This is a genomic window from Azospirillum sp. P4_B5, assembly GCF_056402275.1.
In genome coordinates, this window is record NZ_JBFUHT010000032.1 from 1 (window position 1) to 19,905 (window position 19,905).

Sequence of the window (19,905 nt, forward strand, 5' to 3'; positions counted from 1 at the left end):
GGCCCAGGCGACCAGCGCCGCCACCGCCAGCGCGCCCAGCCCGCCGCCGGCGACCGCGTAGACCGTGCGCCGCGCCGCCGCCTGGATCGGCTCGGCCGGCGTGCCGAGCGCCAGGAGCCAGCCGGGCGCCGCCACGGAGCCGGCTTTCGCCGACAGCACCTCCTGCCCCTGCTGGGTACGTGACAGGAAAAACTCGTCGCCGATCTTCAGCGCCTGGGCAAGAGACTCGTGCGCCGGCTTTCCGACCGCCGGATCGAAGGCCGTTTCGGACCTCGTCCGGGCGATGAAGCGCCCATCGCGGTCGAGAAGCGCGACGATCCAATTCGGCGTCGCCACCTGATCGACCAGGACCTGACGCAGGGACCAGGCCCGCACATAGGCGGTCAGGACCAGCCGCACCTCGCCCACGCCCCAAACCGGCACACTGACCGCGAAGACCGGCTCCACCTTGCCAGCGGGGTCGGTTATGACGCCGCTGATCCAGACCTCTCCCGACCGGAACACACGGTCCGTCTGGGCCAATCGGGCCGCATGATCGATGGCGTCCGCTTCCGGCTCCTGCGGCCGGTGGAGCAGGTTGACCTCACCCTGGCGGTCGCGCACCTCCAGGGCGATCCAATCCGGACGCTGGCGCAGCGCACGTTCCGACCGCTCCCTCCAAACGGCGCGGTCGCCGATGTCCAGCGAACGGGCCGAGGACATGATTTCGAGCGCGCTGCGCGTCATGAGGACGCGCCCGTCCACCGTCCGCACCGCTGCGTCGGTGGCATGGCGGATCAGTTCCTCGACCGACCGCTCCTGTTGACGGTCGACCAGCATGATCGCGGCCACCGCAAAGGCGACGAGCGGAAGAAGCGCCAGCAGGGCCACGAAGGGGAGACGAAGGCGCATACCCGATTTTCACAAACCGTTGACGCCGCCCACTATAGACAGGCACTCCGGCGACTCCCACAAAATCCGCCCACCTATCACTATTTTCAGTAGGAACCATTTTCAGTTCTTGAAACCATCAAATGAAAGTTGGACACACCACAAAAGGTGGTGATGTGCGGCGTATAGAGCCGCAGGGTGCCACAGCCCTGAATTGTCCATGACCAAATGTCGATGGCGGGCCTGCGGGAATTCGATTTGCCGCGGAGACAGGCGGGCGGCACATTGGTCCAATGCCTGATTCCATGCCCCATTCCGCTTCCGCCGGCCGGAGCGGCGACATTCGTTTCGGCGAGTTCGTCGCGCTCATGGCTCTTTTGATGGCGCTGACAGCGCTGTCCATCGACATCATGCTGGTCGCCTTGCCGGACATCGCCAGCTCCTTCGGGGTGGTGCGGGAAAATGACCGTCAGCTCGTCATCACCGCCTACATGCTGGGCTTCGCGGTCGGGCAGCCCTTCCACGGGCCGCTGTCCGACCGGTTCGGGCGCAAGCCGGTTCTGGCCGCCGGTCTGGTGATCTTCGCCATCGGGTCGCTGGGCGCTGTCTTCGCCCCCAGCTTCACCACGCTTCTGGCCGCTCGGGCGCTGCAAGGCTTCGGCGCCGCCGCGCCGCGCGTCGTCGCCATCGCCATCGTGCGCGACCGCTTCGTCGGGCGCGACATGGCGCGGGTGATGTCCTTCGTCATGATGATCTTCATCATCGTGCCGATCATCGCCCCGGCCCTGGGCGAGGGAATCCTGCGTCTCGGCACCTGGCCGTGGGTGTTCGGCGCACTGTTCCTGGCGGCCGTGGCCGCCTTCGCCTGGTCGATGCTGCGGCTTTCGGAAACCCGCGCGGCGGAGGATCGGCTGCCGCTGTCTCCCGCGGCGCTCGGCCATGCCTTCCATAAGGTTATGACAACGCGCGCGACGGTCGGCTACACCGCGGCCATGGGCCTGCTGTTCGGCGGGTTGCTGAGCTACGTCGGCAGCGCGCAGCAGATTTTCGTGGACGTCTACGGGCTGGGGACGATGTTCCCGGTGGCTTTCGGCGCGATCGCCGGGGTGATGGCCCTGGCTTCGCTGGTCAACGCGCGGCTGGTCGGGCGGGTCGGCATGCACCGGGTGTCGCACGTCGCCCTGATCGGCTACGCGCTGACCGGCGTCGCCATGGCGCTGCTCGGCTTTCCTGAGCATCCGCCGCTGCTCGGCCTCGGCCTGTTCATGGCCGCGATCTTCTTCTGCTTCGGCCTGATCGCCCCCAACTTCAACGCCATGGCGATGGAGCCTCTGGGCCATGTGGCGGGTATGGGATCGTCCTTTGTCGGCTTCTTCAGCACCGGCATGGCGGCGATGGTCGGCTGGATCGTCGGCCAGTCCTTCGACGGCACCGTGCGCCCGCTGACCATCGGATTCACCGTGCTGGGCGTGCTGGCGCTGCTGACCGTCCTGCTGACGGAGCGCGGAACCCTGATGCGCTCCACCCACGCCACCGCCGCGGCGCAGCCGGGAGAGTGACGTCCGAAATGGACCGCGGCGGGGCGTGCCTCTTTCCTTGCCGCCGGTGTGTCCGATTCGGCATAACGTGCGCGACGCCCTGAGAAGGACGCCGAGCGGGCACCGGCCCATCACGCGCGGGAGGGGACTGTGTTCCGCAAATTCGTCTATCTGCTGGCCCTGGCGCGCGAGCAGCATTTCGGCCGGGCGGCGGAGGCCTGCCACGTCTCCCAGCCGACGCTGTCCAACGCCATCCGCCAGCTCGAGGACGAGTTGCGCGTGCCCATCGTGGAACGCGGACAGAAGTTCTCCGGCTTCACCCCGGAGGGTCTGAAGGTGCTGGAATACGCCCGCCGCATCGTCGCGGAGCGGGACGGGCTTTATCAGGAGCTGACGGCGCTGGGCCAGGGCCTTTCCGGCCATCTGCGCATCGGCGCCATTCCCACCGCCCTGCCCGCCGTCCCCCATGTTCTGGCCCGCTTCGCCGAGCGCTACCCGCAGATCCGCTCCAGCGTGCGCTCGCTCAGTTCGCGGGACATCCAGCGCGACCTCGACGGGTTCGAACTGGACGCCGCCGTCACCTATCTCGACAACGAGCCGCTGAGCAACGTCCGCACCGTGCCGATGTTTTCGGAGCGCTACTTCCTGCTGGCCCAGCGCCGCCAGGTGCGGGAGGGCGCCACCAGCATCCGCTGGACGGACGCGGCGGAGCTGCCGCTGTGCCTGCTCACCCCCGACATGCAGAACCGGCGCATCGCCGACACCGCCTTCCGCATGGCCGACCGGACGGTGGTTCCGCTGATGGAGACGAATTCCATCGTCACCATCTACACCATCGTGCGCAGCGGTCTGGCCGCCAGCGTGGTGCCCAGCCAGCTCCTGACCCTGGTCGCCCGCCACCCCGATCTGGTGGCCCTGCCGCTGACCGAGCCGGACCTGACCTACGCCGTCGGACTCGTCTACGCCGACCGCGAGCCGCCGGCCCCGCTCGCCAGGGCGCTGGCTGCCGTCGCCGCGGAACCGGGCCTCGCCGAGCGCGTGCGCGCCCTGACCGACGAGGCGCTGGCCCCCTGGGGTCTCTAAAAAGGGCTATGATCTCAACAGCATAACCGTGCCGCCCGTGTGGTGATAGCGAAACCCTATCACCGCATCAGAAAATCAAATTTGCCCGCCTCCCCCAATGTCCGTAACGCTGACGGACAAGACACCAACGAAGCGCCGCCGATCCAGGTGGGCGCGGGGGAGGAGACCATGAACGCCCGATCTCCATGGAGCGAAGAACGCGCCACGGCGGTGATCGCCGCCAACCGTCACCTGCGCGGGGCCCTGCTGCCGATGCTGCACGCTCTTCAGGAAGAGTTCGGCTGCATCGACGAGGAGGCCATCCCGCTGCTGGCGCGTGAGCTGAACCTGTCGCGCGCCGACGTGCACGGGGTGGTGTCCTTCTACCACGAATTCCGCCGCAGCCGTCCCGGCCGCCACACCATCAAAGTTTGCCGGGCCGAGGCCTGCCAGTCGATGAACGCCGACGGGCTGATCGACCACATCCGCCGCCGCCTGAAGGTGGATTTCCACGAGACCACCGCCGACGATGCCTTCTCGCTGGAGCCGGTCTTCTGCCTGGGCAACTGCGCCCTGGCCCCCGCCGTGATGGTGGACGAGACGCTGCACGGCCGGGTCAGCCCGGCCCGCTTCGACGCCATCACCGCCTCCACCCTGGCCACGGAGGTTGCACGATGAGCGAGCCCCTGCACACCGTTTATGTCCCGCGCGACGCCGCCGCCCTGTCGGTGGGCGCCGACGAGACCGCCGCCGCCATCCGGGCCGAGGCCACCAAGCGCGGCATCCCGCTCCGCATCGTCCGCAACGGCTCCCGCGGGATGCTGTGGCTGGAGACACTGGTCGAGGTGGAGACGCCCGAGGGCCGCGTCGCCTACGGCCCGGTGATGGCCGAGGACGTGGCCGGCCTGTTCGACGCCGGCTTCCTCGAAGGCGCCGACCACGCGCTGGCCCACGGCCTGACCGAGAAGATCCCCTACTTCGCCAAGCAGGAGCGGCTGACCTTCGCCCGCTGCGGCATCATCGACCCGCTGTCGGTCGAGGATTACCGGCTGCACGGCGGCTTCCGCGGGCTGGAGCGGGCGCTCGCCATGACCCCGGCGGAGATCGTGACCGAGGTCACCGAATCCGGCCTGCGCGGCCGCGGCGGTGCCGGTTTCCCCACCGGCATCAAATGGAACACGGTGCTGAACGCCCAGGCGGACCAGAAATACATCTGCTGCAACGCCGACGAGGGCGACAGCGGCACCTTCGCCGACCGCATGATCATGGAGGGCGACCCCTTCTGCCTGATCGAGGGCATGACCATCGCCGCCATCGCGGTGGGCGCCACCGAGGGCTACATCTACATCCGCTCCGAGTACCCGCACGCCGTCGCGACCATGCGCGAGGCGATCCGGCTGGCCTATGACGAGAAGTGGCTGGGCGACGAGATCCATGGCACCGGCCACCGCTTCCACCTCGACGTCCGCGTCGGCGCCGGCGCCTACATCTGCGGCGAGGAGACCTCCATGCTGGAAAGCCTGGAGGGCAAGCGCGGCACCGTCCGGGCCAAGCCGCCGCTGCCGGCGCTGGAGGGCCTCTTCGGCAAGCCGACGATCGTCAACAACGTGCTGTCGCTGACCTCGGTCCCGATCATCCTGGACAAGGGCGCCAACCACTACCGCGATTTCGGCGTCGGCCGGTCGCGCGGCACTCTGGCCTTCCAGCTCGCCGGCAACATCCGCCGAGGCGGCATCGTCGAGAAGGCCTTCGGCGTCACCCTGCACGAGCTGCTCTACGAGTTCGGCGGCGGCACCATCACCGGGCGCCCGATCCGCGCGGTTCAGGCCGGCGGCCCGCTCGGCGCCTACCTGCCGCCCTCGCTGTTCGAGCTGCCGAAGGATTACGAGGCCTTCGCGGCGGTCGAGGCGATGGTCGGCCACGGCGGCATCGTCGTCTTCGACGACAGCGTGGACATGGCCAGGCAGGCCCGTTTCGCCATGGAGTTCTGCGCCGCCGAATCCTGCGGCAAGTGTACCCCCTGCCGCATCGGCGCGGTACGCGGCGTCGAGGTGATGGACCACATCATCGCCGGCGAGAAGGTGCAGGCGAACATCACGCTGCTCAACGACCTGTGCGAGGTCATGACCGACGGCTCGCTCTGCGCCATGGGCGGCATGACGCCGATCCCGGTGCGCAGTGCCCTGAAGCACTTCCCCGAGGATTTCACCCGCAGCCCCGCGGCTGTCGCGGCCGAGTGAGCGGAAAGGACCAGACCCCATGTCGATCCCCATGCCCATCCAAGACATCGATTACGGCACCCCGGCCCGCGAGTCCGCCACCATGGTGACGCTGGACATCGACGGCCGCACGGTGACCGTGCCGGAAGGCACCTCGGTGATGCGCGCGGCGATGGAAGCCGGCATCTCCGTGCCGAAGCTGTGCGCCACCGACATGCTGGACGCCTATGGCTCCTGCCGCCTGTGCATGGTGGAGATCGAGGGGCGGCGCGGCACGCCGGCCTCCTGCACCACGCCGGTCGCCCCGGGCATGAAGGTGCACACCCAGAATGAGCGTCTGGGCCGGCTGCGCCGCGGCGTGATGGAGCTGTACATCTCCGACCACCCGCTGGACTGCCTGACCTGCCCGACCAACGGCAACTGCGAGCTTCAGGACATGGCCGGCGCGGTCGGCCTGCGCAACGTCCGCTACGGCTACGAAGGTGAGAACCACCGCGCCGCGGTGAAGGACGAGAGCAACCCCTACTTCACCTTCGACCCGTCCAAGTGCATCGTCTGCTCGCGCTGCGTGCGGGCCTGCGGCGAGGTCCAGGGCACCTTCGCCCTGACCATCGACGGGCGCGGCTTCGACAGCAAGGTGTCGCCAGGCGCGCTCGAACAGTTCATGGACAGCGAGTGCGTGTCCTGCGGCGCCTGCGTCCAGGCCTGCCCGACCGCCACCCTGACCGAGAAGTCGCTGATCGAGCTGGGCCAGCCGGAGCACAGCGTCATCACCACCTGCGCCTACTGCGGCGTCGGCTGCTCCTTCAAGGCGGAGATGAAGGGCACCACCGTGGTTCGCATGGTCCCCCACAAGGACGGCGGCGCCAACGAGGGCCATTCCTGCGTCAAGGGCCGCTTCGCCTGGGGCTACGCCACCCACGCCGACCGCCAGACGAAGCCGATGATCCGCGAGACCATCGACGATCCGTGGCGCATCGTGTCCTGGGAGGAGGCGATCACCTACGCCGCCACCCGCCTGCGCGCGGTCCAGCAGAAATACGGCCGCGGCTCCATCGGCGGCATCACCTCGTCCCGTTGCACGAACGAGGAGGTGTACGTCGTCCAGAAGATGATCCGCGCCGCCTTCGGCAACAACAACGTCGACACCTGCGCCCGCGTCTGCCACTCCCCGACCGGCTACGGCCTGAAGCAGACCTTCGGCACCTCCGCCGGCACGCAGGATTTCAAGAGCGTCGACAAGTCGGACGTGATCCTGGTCATCGGCGCCAATCCGACGGACGGCCACCCGGTCTTCGGCTCCCGCATGAAGAAGCGGCTGCGCCAGGGCGCCAAACTGATCGTCATCGACCCGCGCCGCATCGACCTCGTGCGCAGCCCACACGTCTCGGCGACGCACCACCTCCAGCTCCGTCCCGGCACCAACGTCGCCGCGATGAACGCGCTGGCCCATGTGATCGTGACCGAGGAGCTGGTCGACCGCAATTTCGTGGCCGACCGGTGCGACCCGATGGAGTTCGCCCGGTGGGAAGCCTTCGTCCGCGACCCCCGCCACTCCCCGGAGAACACCGAGCAGTACACCGGCATCCCGGCGGCGGAGATGCGCGCGGCGGCCCGGCTCTACGCCACCGGCGGCAACGCGGCGATCTATTACGGCCTGGGCGTCACCGAGCACAGCCAGGGCTCGACCGCCGTGATGGGCATGGCGAACCTCGCCATGGCGACCGGCAACATCGGGCGTGACGGCGTTGGCGTGAACCCGCTGCGCGGCCAGAACAACGTCCAGGGCTCCTGCGACATGGGCTCCTTCCCGCACGAGCTGACCGGCTACCGCCACGTCTCCGACGACGTGGTCCGCCAGCAGTTCGAGGAGGTGTGGAACGCCGCCCTCGACCCTGAGCCGGGTCTGCGCATTCCCAACATGTTCGACTCCGCGGTGGACGGGACCTTCAAGGGGATCTTCGTCCAGGGCGAGGACATTGCCCAATCCGACCCGAACACCCAGCATGTGTTCGCCGCCCTGCGGGCCATGGAGATCGTCGTCGTGCAGGACCTGTTCCTGAACGAGACCGCGGCCTTCGCCCATGTCTTCCTGCCCGGCACCTCCTTCCTGGAGAAGGACGGCACCTTCACCAACGCCGAGCGCCGCATCAACCGCGTCCGCCCGGTGATGCCGTCCAAGACCGGCAAGCAGGAATGGGAGGTCGTCTGCGATCTGGCCACCGCCATGGGTTATCCCATGTTCTACCGCAGCGGCGCGCAGATCATGGACGAGATCGCCCGCCTGACCCCGACCTTCTCCGGCGTCAGCTTCGAGAAGCTTGACCGGGTGGGCAGCGTGCAGTGGCCCTGCACCGACGAGGAGTCGGTCGGCACACCGATCATGCACGCCGACGGCTTCGTGCGCGGCCAGGGCCGCTTCATGATCACCGAGTATGTCCCGACGGAGGAGCGGGCGTCCCGCTTCTACCCGCTGATCCTGACGACGGGCCGCATCCTCAGCCACTACAACGTCGGCGCCCAGACCCGCCGAACCGCCAACGTGGCGTGGCACCCGGAGGACATCCTGGAGGTCCACGCCCACGACGCGGAGGAGCGGGGCATCCGCGACGGCGATCTGGTGTCCATCGCCAGCCGCATCGGCGCCACCACGCTGCGGGCGCGCATCTCCGACCGGATGCCGCAGGGGGTGGTCTACACCACCTTCCACCACCCCGTGACGGGCGCCAACGTGGTCACCACCGAGAATTCGGATTGGGCCACCAACTGCCCCGAATACAAGGTGACCGCGGTGCAGGTGACGCTGAGCAACCACCCGTCCGATTGGCAGATCCGCCGCGGCGATCTGGTGGAAGTGGCGGCGGAGTAAAGCGGCAACGCGCAGCGGAGGACCAGCCATGCTCACCCACGCCCATTCCCTGCCGGCCAGCGGCACCGGCTTTCCGGAAACCGCCGATCTGGCGGCGAATCAGGCAAACGTGACGTGGCTGGTCGCCGAGGAGACTCCGGTGGCGTTCGAATACAACGGACGGTCTCACGCCGTGATGATGGCGACGCCCGCCGATCTCGAGGACTTCGCGCTGGGCTTCAGCCTGTGCGAGGACATCGTCGGCAGTGCCGCCGACATCGACCGCATCGACGTCCGCCCGGTGGAGAACGGCATCGTCCTGTCCATCGAGGCCGACCCGTTGCGTCTTCTGCGCGGTTCGCTCCGCCGCCGCTCCATGGAAGGGCGGAGCGGCTGCGGCCTGTGCGGAATCGACAGCCTCGCCAACGCGGTGCGCGAGCCGCCGAAGGTGACGGCGGGCTTCACCCCGTCGGTGGCGGCCGTGGCTGCCGCCTTTACCGCCCTGCCCGACCACCAGCCGATGAACCGCGCCAACAAGTCCCTGCACGCAGCGGCCTGGGCCGGGCCGAACGGGCGCATCGTGATGGCGCGTGAGGATGTCGGGCGGCACAACGCACTCGACAAGCTGGCCGGCGCGCTGGCCCGCGCGGGCATCGACCCGTCCGGCGGCTTCGCGGTGATGAGCAGCCGCTGCAGCTTTGAGCTGGTCCAGAAGGCCGCGACCATCGGCATCCCCATGCTCGCCACCATCTCCGCCCCCACGGCGCTGGCGCTGAAGCTCGCCCGCGCCGCCGGCATGACGCTGGCCGCCCGCGCGCGCGGCAACGGCGTCATGCTGTTCCGTTGACGAAGAAAACCAAATTTCCGGGAGCCGACCCATGGACACCACACGCGAACTCGTCCGCATGGCGAACCAGATCGCCAGCTATTTCCAGTCCTACCCGCAGGACGAGGCGGTGACCGAAACCGCCGGCCACATCCGCGCCTTCTGGGAGCCGCGCATGCGCCAGCGCCTGCTGGATCACAGCAGCGCCGGCGGCGAAGGCCTGCACGAGATCGTCACCAAGGCGGTCGAGCGGCTGAAGCGGCCGACGGTGGGGAGCGCGTAACGGCTCATTTCCCCCACCCCGGCCCTCCCCCGCTTCGCAAGGGAGGGAGAAATTGTCCCCTCCCCTGCAAAGCGGGGGAGGGTTAGGGAGGGGGCAACGCGCCTTCGTTCCCTAAGCCCGCTGGCTCAACAACCCCTTCAGCACGCGCGACAGCAGATCCGCGAGTTGGAACTGGTCCGGCCCCGGCAGGGCCGCGATGACCGCGGCGAAGTCCTTGAGCGGATCGTATTCGAGAAGCGCCAGAGCCTTCTCGGTCGGGTGAAGTTGCACGACTCGGCGGTCTTCCGGCACTGGGACCCGCGTCAGCAGTTCCTTCGTCACCAGAACCTCGACCATCTGGGACGCCGCGCCGCGGGTCGTCGCGTGGAAGTCCGCAAAGGCGGAAACGGTTCGTTGGCTGTCGTTGGCGCGCGCGAAATAGCGCAGCGCCGTCCATTGCGACGGCTTCAGACCCTGCGTATAGCCCATGCTGTCGGCAATGTGACCGATGTGCATCATGACCTCGGCGATCGCCTGCGCCGATGCCAGGGACGGTGGGCTTTTCGACATGGCAGCGGAGTCTCGACAGTTGCCGGAGAAAGACGGCGCCGCAGAACGAAAAGCCGGCAACGCGTCTGTACGTTATAGAGACTATATGGTCACCAAACTAACATACTGCAGTAGGCAAGTCCATGACTCCCCACCCCCGACGACGGGGCGCACACTACGGCATCGCGACAGTAAACGAAACATTGACCTTAAATGCCATTCAGCACAAGGTGTCGCACCCCCTGTGGCGCCGGCCGGAACACCGGGCCGGTGCGAAGACAACGCAGGGCACCCACCACCTCGTGTCGGGGCTGCGCCGCGCGTTTTGTCTGGCGTTGCGCCGCGACTCGCCTATATATGCGCGCCATGACCAGCACGCCCCCGTCCATTCCCGGTTTCAAGACCAACCCGGCCTCCTCCCCCAAGGTGGGGATCGTCAGCCTGGGCTGCCCCAAGGCGCTCGTCGACTCCGAGCGCATCCTCACGCGCCTGCGCGCCGAAGGCTACGAGATCTCGCCGTCCTACGACGGCGCGGACGTCGTGCTGGTCAACACCTGCGGCTTCCTCGATTCCGCCAAGAAGGAATCGCTGGAGGCCATCGGCGAGGCGATCAAGGAAAACGGCCGGGTCATCGTGACCGGCTGCATGGGCGTGGAATCGGATATGATCCGGCAGGTCCATCCGGACGTGCTGGCTGTCACCGGTCCCCACCAGTACGAGCAGGTCGTCAACGCCGTGCACGACGCCGTGCCGCCGGTCCACGACCCCTTCACCGATCTGGTGCCGCCGGAAGGGCTGCGGCTGACCCCGCGCCACTACGCCTATCTGAAGATTTCCGAGGGCTGCAACAACCGCTGCAGCTTCTGCATCATCCCGTCCCTGCGCGGCGATCTGGTCAGCCGGCCGGTCGCTTCGGTCCTGCGCGAGGCGGAGAAGCTGGCGACCGCCGGCGTCAAGGAACTGCTGGTCATCTCCCAGGACACCAGCGCCTACGGCATCGACCGCAGGTACGCCGAAGAGGACTGGTACGGGCGCAAGGTGAAGGCGCGCTTCATCGACCTCTGTCGCGAACTGGCGAATTTCGACGTCTGGGTGCGCCTGCACTACGTCTACCCCTACCCGCATGTGGACGAGGTGATCCCGCTGATGGCGGAGGGCCGCATCCTCCCCTATCTGGACATCCCGTTCCAGCACGCCTCCCCCACCGTGCTGAAGGCGATGCGCCGCCCGGCGGCCCAGGAGAAGCAGCTCGACCGCATCCGGAAGTGGCGGCAGGAATGCCCGCATCTGGTTCTGCGCTCCACCTTCATCACCGGCTTCCCCGGCGAGACGGAAGAGGACTTCCAGTTCATGCTGGACTGGCTGAAGGAGGCGCAGCTCGACCGCGTCGGCTGCTTCAAGTACGAGCCGGTCGACGGCGCCACCGCCAACGACCTGCCCGGCGCCGTTCCGGAAGAGGTCAAGCAGGAGCGCTGGGAGCGCTTCATGGAGACCCAGAAGGCGATCAGCGCCGAGCGGCTCCAGCAGAAGGTCGGCTTCACGCTGGGCGTCCTCATCGACGAGGTCGACGAGGAGGGAGCCATCGGCCGTTCCTACGCCGACGCGCCGGAGATCGACGGCAACGTCTTCCTGAACGGCGAGACGAACGTGAAGCCGGGCGACATCGTGGACGTGACCATCGAGCACGCCGACGAGTACGACCTCTGGGGCTCCATCGAACGCGCCGAGTAAGGGTTTCGCCAAAAGAAATAGGGCCGGGACGGCGATGCCTCCCGGCCCTTTTGCTGTCCGCAGACTCAGGAGCACACTCAGTACAGCCGCCCGCCGTTCGGCACGCCCTGCCCCGGCCCGACCAGCACCACTTCGCCCTCGGCATCCGGGAGACCCAGGCAAAGAACCTCGCTGGTGAAGGGGCCGATGCGCTTGGGCGGGAAGTTCACCACGCCCAGCACCTGCCGGCCTACCAGCTCGTCGAGCGTGTAGTGGCGCGTGATCTGGGCGGAACTGCGCCGGGTCCCGATCTCCGGCCCGAAATCGATGGTCAGCTTGTAGGCGGGCTTGCGCGCCTCCGGAAAGGGCTCCGCCGCGGTGATGGTGCCGACGCGGATGTCCACCTTCAGGAAATCGTCGTAATTGATGGTCACGGGAATCGTCCCTGCCCTGTTGCGGTTGTTACGGTTTCATTCGTCGCGGGCAAGGCTAGCATCGGCGGCGCCGAAGCTGAAACGCGAAAGGGCCGCCCCGGTGGGCGGCCCCTTGCGGCACTCTCCGGCGGGAGAGGAGCTTACTTCTTGGCGATGGCGGCCTTGACCTCGTCCAGGCTCTCCGACACGCGCTTCGACAGCACGTCGGCGGCCTCGGTGTTGGACTTGGCGACCAGCTCGGCCAGTTCCTTGATGTTCGACAGGGCCTTCTCGAAGGCGACCTTGACCATCTCGGCCTGCTTGGCGGCCTTCTCTTCCGGCGTCCCGGCGGCGGCAACCTGGTTCACATAGCTGCCGGCCTCCTCGACGGAGGAGCGGACGATCTCGGCCTGGCGGCGCAGAACGGCCTGCAGACCCTCGATCGCGAGCTGGTTGGCGGCGGTCACCGCCTCGATGTTCTTGCGCTGGCTCGCCAGGATGGACTCGATGTCCAGGCCCGGCACCTTGTACTCGCCCAGCATCTTGGACAGGTCGAATTCGAGGAACGGGTTACCGGTCTGCTTGGCCATGGTTCTCACCCCCGACGAAAGGATTCATTAGGCGTGCTGCGGCGCAGCAAACCTGTGGCGCGACTATGCAGATTGCCAAAAAGATAGTCAACGCCCTTGTGCGTCGCACCAGGGGTTACACTGCGTCCTACGGAACCTCAACCGGCGGACGCGCTTCCCGGTTCCCTGGCCGGTTTCCCGGCGCCCTGCGGCGCCGTTTGCGATTCGGAGGAAGAGGCGCGTCCGGATCTGCGGCGTAATGCCCCAGCCCAGCGCTCCGCCCGCCGCAGTTCGGAATCCAGCGCCGCCATGGTCCGCGACAGGTCGGCGCTGTCGTCCTCCAGGAAGACGCGCATGACCCGCGCCTGCACCGCGCCCAGCCCGGCCACGAACAAGGGGCCGCCGGTCCGGTCAGCCTCCACCCCCGCGGCGCGCAGCATCCAGGCCATCGACCGTCCGAAATGGCGGGAGAAGGCCAGCGCGGTCAGCGGTTCCCGCCGCAAGTCGCGGACAACCGAGCGCAGCCCGTCCCGGTAGGGGAGCAGCGCGTCGTAGCGGCGCATCATCACGTCGAACAGCCGGTCGCGGGCGCTCTCGTCCGGGCCGACCGGAGCATCGTCGGCGAGAACCGCCGTGTCGGCGACCCGCGACACGGCGGCCAGCACGTCGGAGCGATCTGGGAAACGGCGGTAGAAGACGTCCGGCGCCACCCCGGCGGCCCGTGCGATCGCCAGCAGCCCGGTGTTGCGCCAGCCCTGCCCGGCGGCGAGCCGCATCGCCGCGGCGGCCACCCGCCGGTCCAGTTCGTCGGCGCCTTGCCCTTCCGCGGCGTTGCCCGCGGTGTCGGGGGCGTCAGGATCGGTCTTCCAGCGGGTGTCGGCGGTATCGTCCATGGGGGTCGAACCTTATGGTCAGCCTATCCCTATGATGTGGGACGCCGGCGCCGCACCTCAACCGGGGCGGCAGAAGGGGAAGGGCTCGACCCGCTTCATGTAGGTGGGAATCCAGCCGCATTGGCCGGCGGGGTTGGGCAGGCGGATGGCCTCGATGGTAGGCCAGACCTGGGCGACCACCACCACCAGCGCCACCGTGCCGACGATCCAGAGGCGCGTCCGGGCGCCATCCAGCAGGCCGGGCAGGCGCAGCAGCACCCAGGCCGCGGCGAGCCCCATCAGCGGGTCGGTGTAGGCCGCGTAGGCCCGCTGGAAGCCGCGCAGGGAGAACAGCGTTTCCAGACCCCAGGCGACCAGCAGCAGAAGCGCCGCCTGCGCCGCGGCCACACGTTGCCCTCGGCGCCACAGGACGATGCAGCCGCCGATGATGAACCATTCCACAACGACGGTCTGCGGGATGTTGTCGGGGTGAAGGACGATGGTGCGAATCGCCAGCGTGCGCCACAGCCCCTTCGCCAGCAGCGTCACCAGCCCGTCGGACAGCACCTGCTCCTGCCCCTGGAGCGCCGCCTGATGCTTCCAGGTGGTGAAGACGAACATGTGCTCGATCAGGTTGGCGACGGCGATGACGTTCTGTTCATGCGGGCGGATCGTCAGGGCGAGCACCCCGAGCGCCAGCCCGAGCGCGACCGCCGCCATGGCCGCCACCGCGTAGGACAGGCGCACCCGCCACACCGCCGCGTAGACGGCCATGCCGAGGACGACCCAACCGACGACGATCCCCTGATAGACCCCCGACAGCCCGACGCCGACCGGCCGGTAGGGGTATAGCGACTGCCCGGCGCTGGCGATGCCGTGCTGGATCAGGGCCACCGCGGGAAGCGCCGCCGCGCCCGCCGCCAGCGCCAGAATGCCGGCGGCGATCCAGTGGTGTCTGCCCTCCCCCGCGAAGCGGCGCCCGAAGGCCAGCGCGATCACTGGAATGCCCAGCGCCAGGAAGATCGCCTGGATCTTCGTCACCACCGCCAAACCGGCCAGCAGACCGGCCAGCCCGAGAAGCAGCAGGGGCCGCCAGCCCGGTGCGGTGCGGACGGCGACCAGCACCAGAAGAAGCGCCGTGACCACGAAGGAGGCCGACAGCAGGTCGGTGCGCATCTGCCGCGCCTGGGTGGACAGGCCGATGCCGAAAGCCGTCACCACGGCGGCCAGGAAGGCCACCCGACGGTCGCCGACCAGCGTACGGACGAGGTTGGCGTAGAGCAGCGCGAAGCCGGTGGTGATGAGAATGGACAGCGCCCGTCCTGCCTCCACCAGATTCTGCCAGGCGGCGTCGTAGGCGGCGGTGTCGGCGGCGGGCGGCAGGCTGGACAGGGTGACGACCGGCATCAGCCCCAGCGCGTGCAGCAGCCGGTACCAGACCTCGATCACCAGGAAATAGGTGTAGCCGGGATGATCGAAATACTCCTGGGCCAGCCCCTCGTTGAACAGCAGCCCATGATAGGCCAGCACCAGATCCTGGTCGGCGTGCGACCAGTAGGGCGTACGGAAGCCGATCACCAGAGCCGACACCACCATCGCCGCCGCCAGCGCCCCGCACAGCCCCCACCATGGCCAGCGCTCCAGCACGCCGGCGCTGGGCACCCCAGCCGGACGGTTGGGCCTGACCGTATTGGGTGACGTGGCGCCGCGGTCTGTGGATGACATGATCGGAGTATGCCCAGAGGTTACACGCCAGCGGTTTGTGCACGATTCCGGACGGTTTTGGAACCGCGGCAGCGGCGGGCTGTTTTTTGCGGGCCTGCAACTCTTGATCGCCCAACCCCTTTGCCTGAAGGAACGGTGCCAGCCCAATGCCTGATTCCGACGACCGCCCGTCACCCCGTTCCGCCGCCTCCGTTTCCCGCAATGACCAGGGGCACGATCCTGACGGGGCGGGACCGCCCTCCGCCGGCCGCGCTCTGGTCATCCTGCCGGTCCTGCCCACGCATGCCGACGATGGAAACGTCGCGGCGCGCCAGCCCGACGCGCGACTCTCCGAAGCGATTGCGCTTGCCCAGGCCATCCGCCTGGAGGTGCCGCACGCCGAAGTGATCCGCGTCGCCCGCCCCGATCCCGCCACTCTGTTCGGGCGCGGCACCGCCGAGCGGATCGGCGGGATGGTGGAAGCCTTTCACGCCGATCTGGTGGTGATCGATCATCCCTTGAGTCCGGTGCAGCAGCGCAACCTGGAACGCCGCTGCATGGCCAAGGTGATCGACCGCACCAGCCTGATCCTGGAGATCTTCGGGGAGCGCGCCCAGACCCGCGAGGGTCAGTTGCAGGTCGAGTTGGCGGCCCTGACCTACCAGCGCTCGCGGCTGGTGCGGTCCTGGACCCACCTGGAGCGGCAGCGCGGCGGCTTCGGCTTCCTGGGCGGCCCCGGCGAAAGCCAGCTCGAACTCGACCGCCGCCTGATCGCCGAGCGCATCACCCGCCTGAAGTCGGACCTGGAAGAGGTGCGGCGGACGCGCAAATTGCACCGCTCCGCCCGGCAGCGCGGCGGCACGCCGCTGGTTGCGCTGGTCGGCTACACCAACGCCGGCAAGTCGACGCTGTTCAACCGGTTGTCCGGCGCCAGCGTCACCGCCGAGGACATGCTGTTCGCCACGCTCGACCCCACGGTGCGTCGGATCGCCCTGTCCTCCGGCAAGACCATGGCGCTGTCGGACACGGTGGGCTTCGTGTCGGAACTGCCCACCCAACTCGTCGCCGCCTTCCGGGCGACGCTGGAGGAGGTGCAGGCCGCCGACCTGATCCTGCACGTCCGCGACGTCTCACATCCCGATGCGGCCGCGCAGAAGGCGGATGTGGACTCGGTGCTGGCGGATCTCGGGATCGACGCCGCCAACGACCCGCGGGTGGTGGAGGTGCTGAACAAGACCGACCAGATGCCGGCGACCGCCCGCGGAGCGCTCCACATGCGCCTCGCCAACCAGCGCATGATGGAGGGTGAGGAACGCGCCGTCGCCGTATCCGCCTTGACCGGTGAGGGCCTGGACGACTTGCTGGATTTGCTGGACCGGCGCATATCGGCTGGTCGGCAGGTGCTGGAACTGAGCGTGAACCTTGCGGACGGGCGCGCCCTGGCATGGCTGTACGAGCATGGACAGGTGCTGGACCGCCGGGACGAGGATGGACAGGCCCATGTGCATGTCGCCCTGGCTCCCGCCGACGCCGCCCGCTTCGAAAGCCGGTTCGTCGGACAGGAAAGCCGCTGACGATACATCTTCCGCCTTTTGGCCCACGCTTTCGGATGTTCGGAAACCACTGCCGCTCTCCTGCGTTGTGACGGACAGGCCGGTCCGTGACCCCGACCCGCCATGACCAGGAGGAGGCAGCCCCATGACCGAAAAGCCGGGCCAGGATCGGGCCGAGCGTGTTCGCCGCCGTGCCCACAACATCTGGGAGCGGGACGGCCGCCCCGACGGCCGGCATGACGAGCATTGGGCCCAGGCCGAAGCCGAGGTCGATGACGAAATCCGCGCCGAGCGGCAGAGCGCGGAAACGGAAAGCAGCGCCCCGGAAGCCCCGCCGAAACGGCGTTCCACGAAGGCGACCGACGCGAAGCCGGCCCCCGCGAAGCCAAAGGCCACTCCCACAGCCGCCCGGGGCGGCGGCACACGGGCGGCGGCTGAAAATCTTTCGGCGGTGGCCGCCGGACGGACGGAGCAGACCGGCACGACCAAGACCGGCGGCCAGATCTCCCGCGGCGGGGCGGCAAGCGGAAAGCCGGGCAAGGCGTCGCGCCGGGACGCGTCGCGCGGCTGAGGGGCGGGGCACTCCACTCCCCGTTCTCCGCAAAGCTCCTATGCCCCGCCAGCCGGAAAATGGAACGGTAAAGGGAACGAGAGGTCTGGTTTCCGGCCTTCGGGATTGCTAGTGTTGCTGCCCCTGCGCATCCGCACGCAATGTTCGATCCCTGAGGTAGAGACATGCCGCATTATCGCTCCCGCACTTCCACGCACGGCCGCAACATGGCGGGCGCCCGCGGCCTGTGGCGCGCGACGGGCATGAAGGACGGCGATTTCGGCAAGCCGATCATCGCGATCGCCAACTCCTTCACCCAGTTCGTGCCGGGGCACGTCCACCTGAAGGATCTGGGCCAGCTCGTCGCCCGCGAGATCGAGAAGGCCGGCGGCGTCGCCAAGGAGTTCAACACCATCGCCGTGGACGACGGCATCGCCATGGGCCACGACGGCATGCTCTACAGCCTGCCGTCGCGCGAGCTGATCGCCGATGCGGTCGAATACATGGTGAACGCCCATTGCGCCGACGCGCTGGTGTGCATCTCCAACTGCGACAAGATCACCCCCGGCATGCTGATGGCCGCCATGCGGCTGAACATCCCGGCGGTCTTCGTGTCGGGCGGCCCGATGGAGGCCGGCAAGGTCAACTGGCGCGGCAAGACCAAGGCCGTCGACCTGATCGACGCCATGGTCGCCGCCGCCGACCCGACCGTGACCGACGAGGAAGCGGCGGTGATGGAACGCGGCTCCTGCCCGACCTGCGGCTCCTGCTCCGGCATGTTCACCGCCAATTCGATGAACTGCCTGACCGAGGCGCTGGGCCTTTCCCTGCCCGGCAACGGCACGATCCTGGCGACGCACGCCGACCGCAAGGAGCTGTTCCTGGCCGCCGGCCGCATGGCCGTCGAACTGTGCCGCCGCTGGTACCAGGAGGAGGACGCCACCGCCCTGCCCCGCGGCATCGCCACCTTCGAGGCGTTCGAGAACGCCATGACGCTCGACATCGCCATGGGCGGCTCCACCAACACGGTGCTGCACCTGCTGGCCGCCGCGCAGGAGGGCGAGGTGCCCTTCACCATGGCCGACATCGACCGGCTGTCGCGCCGCGTGCCAAACGTCTGCAAGGTCGCCCCGGCGGTGTCCGACGTCCACATCGAGGACGTGCACAAGGCCGGCGGCATCTTCGGCATTCTGGGCGAGCTCGACCGCGGCGGGCTGCTGAACCGCGACGTCGCGACGGTCCACGCCAAGACGCTGGGCGATGCGCTGGACCGCTGGGACGTCAAGCGCACCCAGGACGAAGGCGTGCACACCATGTTCAAGGCCGCCCCCGGCGGCATCCCGACGACCATCGCCTTCAGCCAGGAGAAGCGCTGGCCCGAACTGGATCTCGACCGTGACAAGGGCGTCATCCGCTCCGTCGACAGCGCCTTCAGCAAGGACGGCGGCCTCGCCGTGCTGTTCGGCAACATCGCGGAGAAGGGCTGCATCGTGAAGACGGCGGGCGTCGACGCCTCCAACCTCGTCTTCGCCGGCCCGGCCCGCGTCTTCGAAAGCCAGGACGCGGCGGTCGAGGCCATCCTGGGCGACACGGTCAAGGCGGGCGACGTGGTGGTCATCCGTTACGAAGGCCCGCGCGGCGGTCCCGGCATGCAGGAAATGCTCTATCCGACGAGCTACCTGAAGTCGAAGGGGCTGGGCAAGGCCTGCGCCCTGGTTACCGACGGACGCTTCTCCGGCGGCACGTCGGGCCTGTCGATCGGCCACGCTTCGCCGGAAGCGGCGCAGGGCGGCGCCATCGGTCTCGTCCAGGACGGCGACCGGATCGAGATCGACATCCCCAACCGCAAGATCAACCTCGCCCTGTCCGACGAGGAGATGCAGCGCCGCCGCGACGCCGAGAACGCCAAGGGCGCCGACGCCTGGAAGCCGGCCAACCGCAACCGCGTCGTCTCGCCGGCTCTGCGCGCCTACGCCGCCCTGACCACCAGCGCGGACCGCGGCGCGGTGCGCGACGTGTCGCAGGTCGAAGGCATCGCCGTGAAGCGCTGACACCGTACCGAAGCCTCGACCGAAAGGTCCCAAAATCTTTCGGTTGAGGCCTTCGGAAAAGTTGCACAGGCAAACTGCGGCAACGAACGGCGCAGCGGCAATCCGCAGCGCCGTTTCTTTTCTCGCAGCCGCGGTCCGTCGCTCAGGGTGACACCGGGGCGCCACCCGATGGGATCGCGTTCCGTCGCGCACTGGCGGATTTGGCGGATGCCCTGCACCGGCCCGAGGAAGGCATCGGTTCCGTCCTGGCCCTGACCGCAGCGGAAGGGGATACCGGTCGCCTGATCGCCGTGATTGCCCACAAGCCCC

17 protein-coding genes are annotated in these 19,905 nt (G+C 68.4%); 11 read left to right on the forward strand and 6 right to left on the reverse strand.

Features of this window, described 5'->3' with window-relative positions; all coding sequences use genetic code 11:
* Positions 1-891: cache domain-containing protein (locus tag AC1DVI_RS21960; protein ID WP_476959781.1), on the reverse strand; the 891-nt coding region annotated here is incomplete at its 3' end.
* Between the two features lie 284 nt (positions 892-1,175).
* On the opposite strand from AC1DVI_RS21960, the gene AC1DVI_RS21965 reads away from it, so the two are divergent.
* The 7 genes from AC1DVI_RS21965 (at position 1,176) to AC1DVI_RS21995 (ending at position 9,646) form a co-directional block, all read left to right on the forward strand.
* Positions 1,176-2,429: a multidrug effflux MFS transporter gene (locus AC1DVI_RS21965; protein WP_476959782.1), complete on the forward strand. Its 1,254-nt coding sequence runs from the start codon at positions 1,176-1,178 to the stop codon at positions 2,427-2,429.
* A gap of 129 nt (positions 2,430-2,558) precedes the next feature.
* Positions 2,559-3,491 (forward strand): LysR family transcriptional regulator, encoded by a 933-nt coding sequence (locus AC1DVI_RS21970; protein ID WP_200527496.1) that lies wholly within the window; start codon positions 2,559-2,561, stop codon positions 3,489-3,491.
* 168 nt (positions 3,492-3,659) lie between these two features.
* Positions 3,660-4,148, forward strand: coding sequence for a formate dehydrogenase subunit gamma (locus AC1DVI_RS21975; RefSeq protein ID WP_476959783.1), 489 nt, complete (start codon positions 3,660-3,662; stop codon positions 4,146-4,148).
* Positions 4,145-5,710: a formate dehydrogenase beta subunit gene (locus tag AC1DVI_RS21980; protein WP_476959784.1), complete on the forward strand. Its 1,566-nt coding sequence runs from the start codon at positions 4,145-4,147 to the stop codon at positions 5,708-5,710. The genes AC1DVI_RS21975 and AC1DVI_RS21980 overlap by 4 nt, the downstream gene beginning before the upstream one ends.
* A gap of 19 nt (positions 5,711-5,729) precedes the next feature.
* On the forward strand, positions 5,730-8,558 hold the full coding sequence (gene fdhF / locus AC1DVI_RS21985) for a formate dehydrogenase subunit alpha (protein WP_476959785.1): 2,829 nt from the start codon (positions 5,730-5,732) through the stop codon (positions 8,556-8,558).
* Positions 8,559-8,586: 28 nt separating this feature from the next.
* Positions 8,587-9,384 (forward strand): formate dehydrogenase accessory sulfurtransferase FdhD, encoded by a 798-nt coding sequence (gene fdhD, locus AC1DVI_RS21990; RefSeq protein WP_476959786.1) that lies wholly within the window; start codon positions 8,587-8,589, stop codon positions 9,382-9,384.
* 31 nt (positions 9,385-9,415) lie between these two features.
* Complete coding sequence (locus AC1DVI_RS21995; RefSeq protein ID WP_476959787.1) at positions 9,416-9,646, forward strand: formate dehydrogenase subunit delta; 231 nt, start codon at positions 9,416-9,418, stop codon at positions 9,644-9,646.
* 111 nt (positions 9,647-9,757) lie between these two features.
* On the opposite strand, the gene AC1DVI_RS22000 is transcribed toward AC1DVI_RS21995, so the two are convergent.
* Complete coding sequence (locus tag AC1DVI_RS22000) at positions 9,758-10,195, reverse strand: MarR family winged helix-turn-helix transcriptional regulator (protein WP_149165089.1); 438 nt, start codon at positions 10,193-10,195, stop codon at positions 9,758-9,760.
* Between the two features lie 345 nt (positions 10,196-10,540).
* On the opposite strand from AC1DVI_RS22000, the gene rimO reads away from it, so the two are divergent.
* On the forward strand, positions 10,541-11,905 hold the full coding sequence (gene rimO / locus AC1DVI_RS22005) for a 30S ribosomal protein S12 methylthiotransferase RimO (RefSeq protein WP_476959788.1): 1,365 nt from the start codon (positions 10,541-10,543) through the stop codon (positions 11,903-11,905).
* Between the two features lie 77 nt (positions 11,906-11,982).
* On the opposite strand, the gene AC1DVI_RS22010 is transcribed toward rimO, so the two are convergent.
* The 4 genes from AC1DVI_RS22010 to AC1DVI_RS22025 form a co-directional block, all read right to left on the reverse strand.
* Positions 11,983-12,318 carry a tRNA-binding protein gene (locus tag AC1DVI_RS22010; RefSeq protein ID WP_376994791.1) on the reverse strand — a complete coding sequence of 112 codons (336 nt, stop codon included), beginning with the start codon at positions 12,316-12,318 and terminating at the stop codon, positions 11,983-11,985.
* 140 nt (positions 12,319-12,458) lie between these two features.
* Positions 12,459-12,887: a phasin family protein gene (locus AC1DVI_RS22015; RefSeq protein WP_476959789.1), complete on the reverse strand. Its 429-nt coding sequence runs from the start codon at positions 12,885-12,887 to the stop codon at positions 12,459-12,461.
* A 137-nt stretch (positions 12,888-13,024) separates the two neighbouring features.
* Positions 13,025-13,759 (reverse strand): TetR family transcriptional regulator, encoded by a 735-nt coding sequence (locus AC1DVI_RS22020; protein ID WP_476959790.1) that lies wholly within the window; start codon positions 13,757-13,759, stop codon positions 13,025-13,027.
* A 57-nt stretch (positions 13,760-13,816) separates the two neighbouring features.
* A complete protein-coding gene (locus tag AC1DVI_RS22025; protein ID WP_476959791.1) occupies positions 13,817-15,463 on the reverse strand; it encodes a phospholipid carrier-dependent glycosyltransferase in 1,647 nt (548 codons plus the stop codon).
* 146 nt (positions 15,464-15,609) lie between these two features.
* Here AC1DVI_RS22025 and hflX point away from each other — a divergent pair, with 146 nt between their 5' ends.
* From hflX to ilvD, 3 genes are all read left to right on the forward strand, one after another.
* Positions 15,610-17,016 (forward strand): GTPase HflX, encoded by a 1,407-nt coding sequence (gene hflX, locus AC1DVI_RS22030; RefSeq protein WP_476959792.1) that lies wholly within the window; start codon positions 15,610-15,612, stop codon positions 17,014-17,016.
* 124 nt (positions 17,017-17,140) lie between these two features.
* A complete protein-coding gene (locus tag AC1DVI_RS22035; RefSeq protein ID WP_476959793.1) occupies positions 17,141-17,566 on the forward strand; it encodes a DUF2934 domain-containing protein in 426 nt (141 codons plus the stop codon).
* A gap of 164 nt (positions 17,567-17,730) precedes the next feature.
* Positions 17,731-19,596, forward strand: coding sequence for a dihydroxy-acid dehydratase (gene ilvD / locus AC1DVI_RS22040; protein ID WP_476959794.1), 1,866 nt, complete (start codon positions 17,731-17,733; stop codon positions 19,594-19,596).
* Positions 19,597-19,905 lie beyond the last annotated feature (309 nt).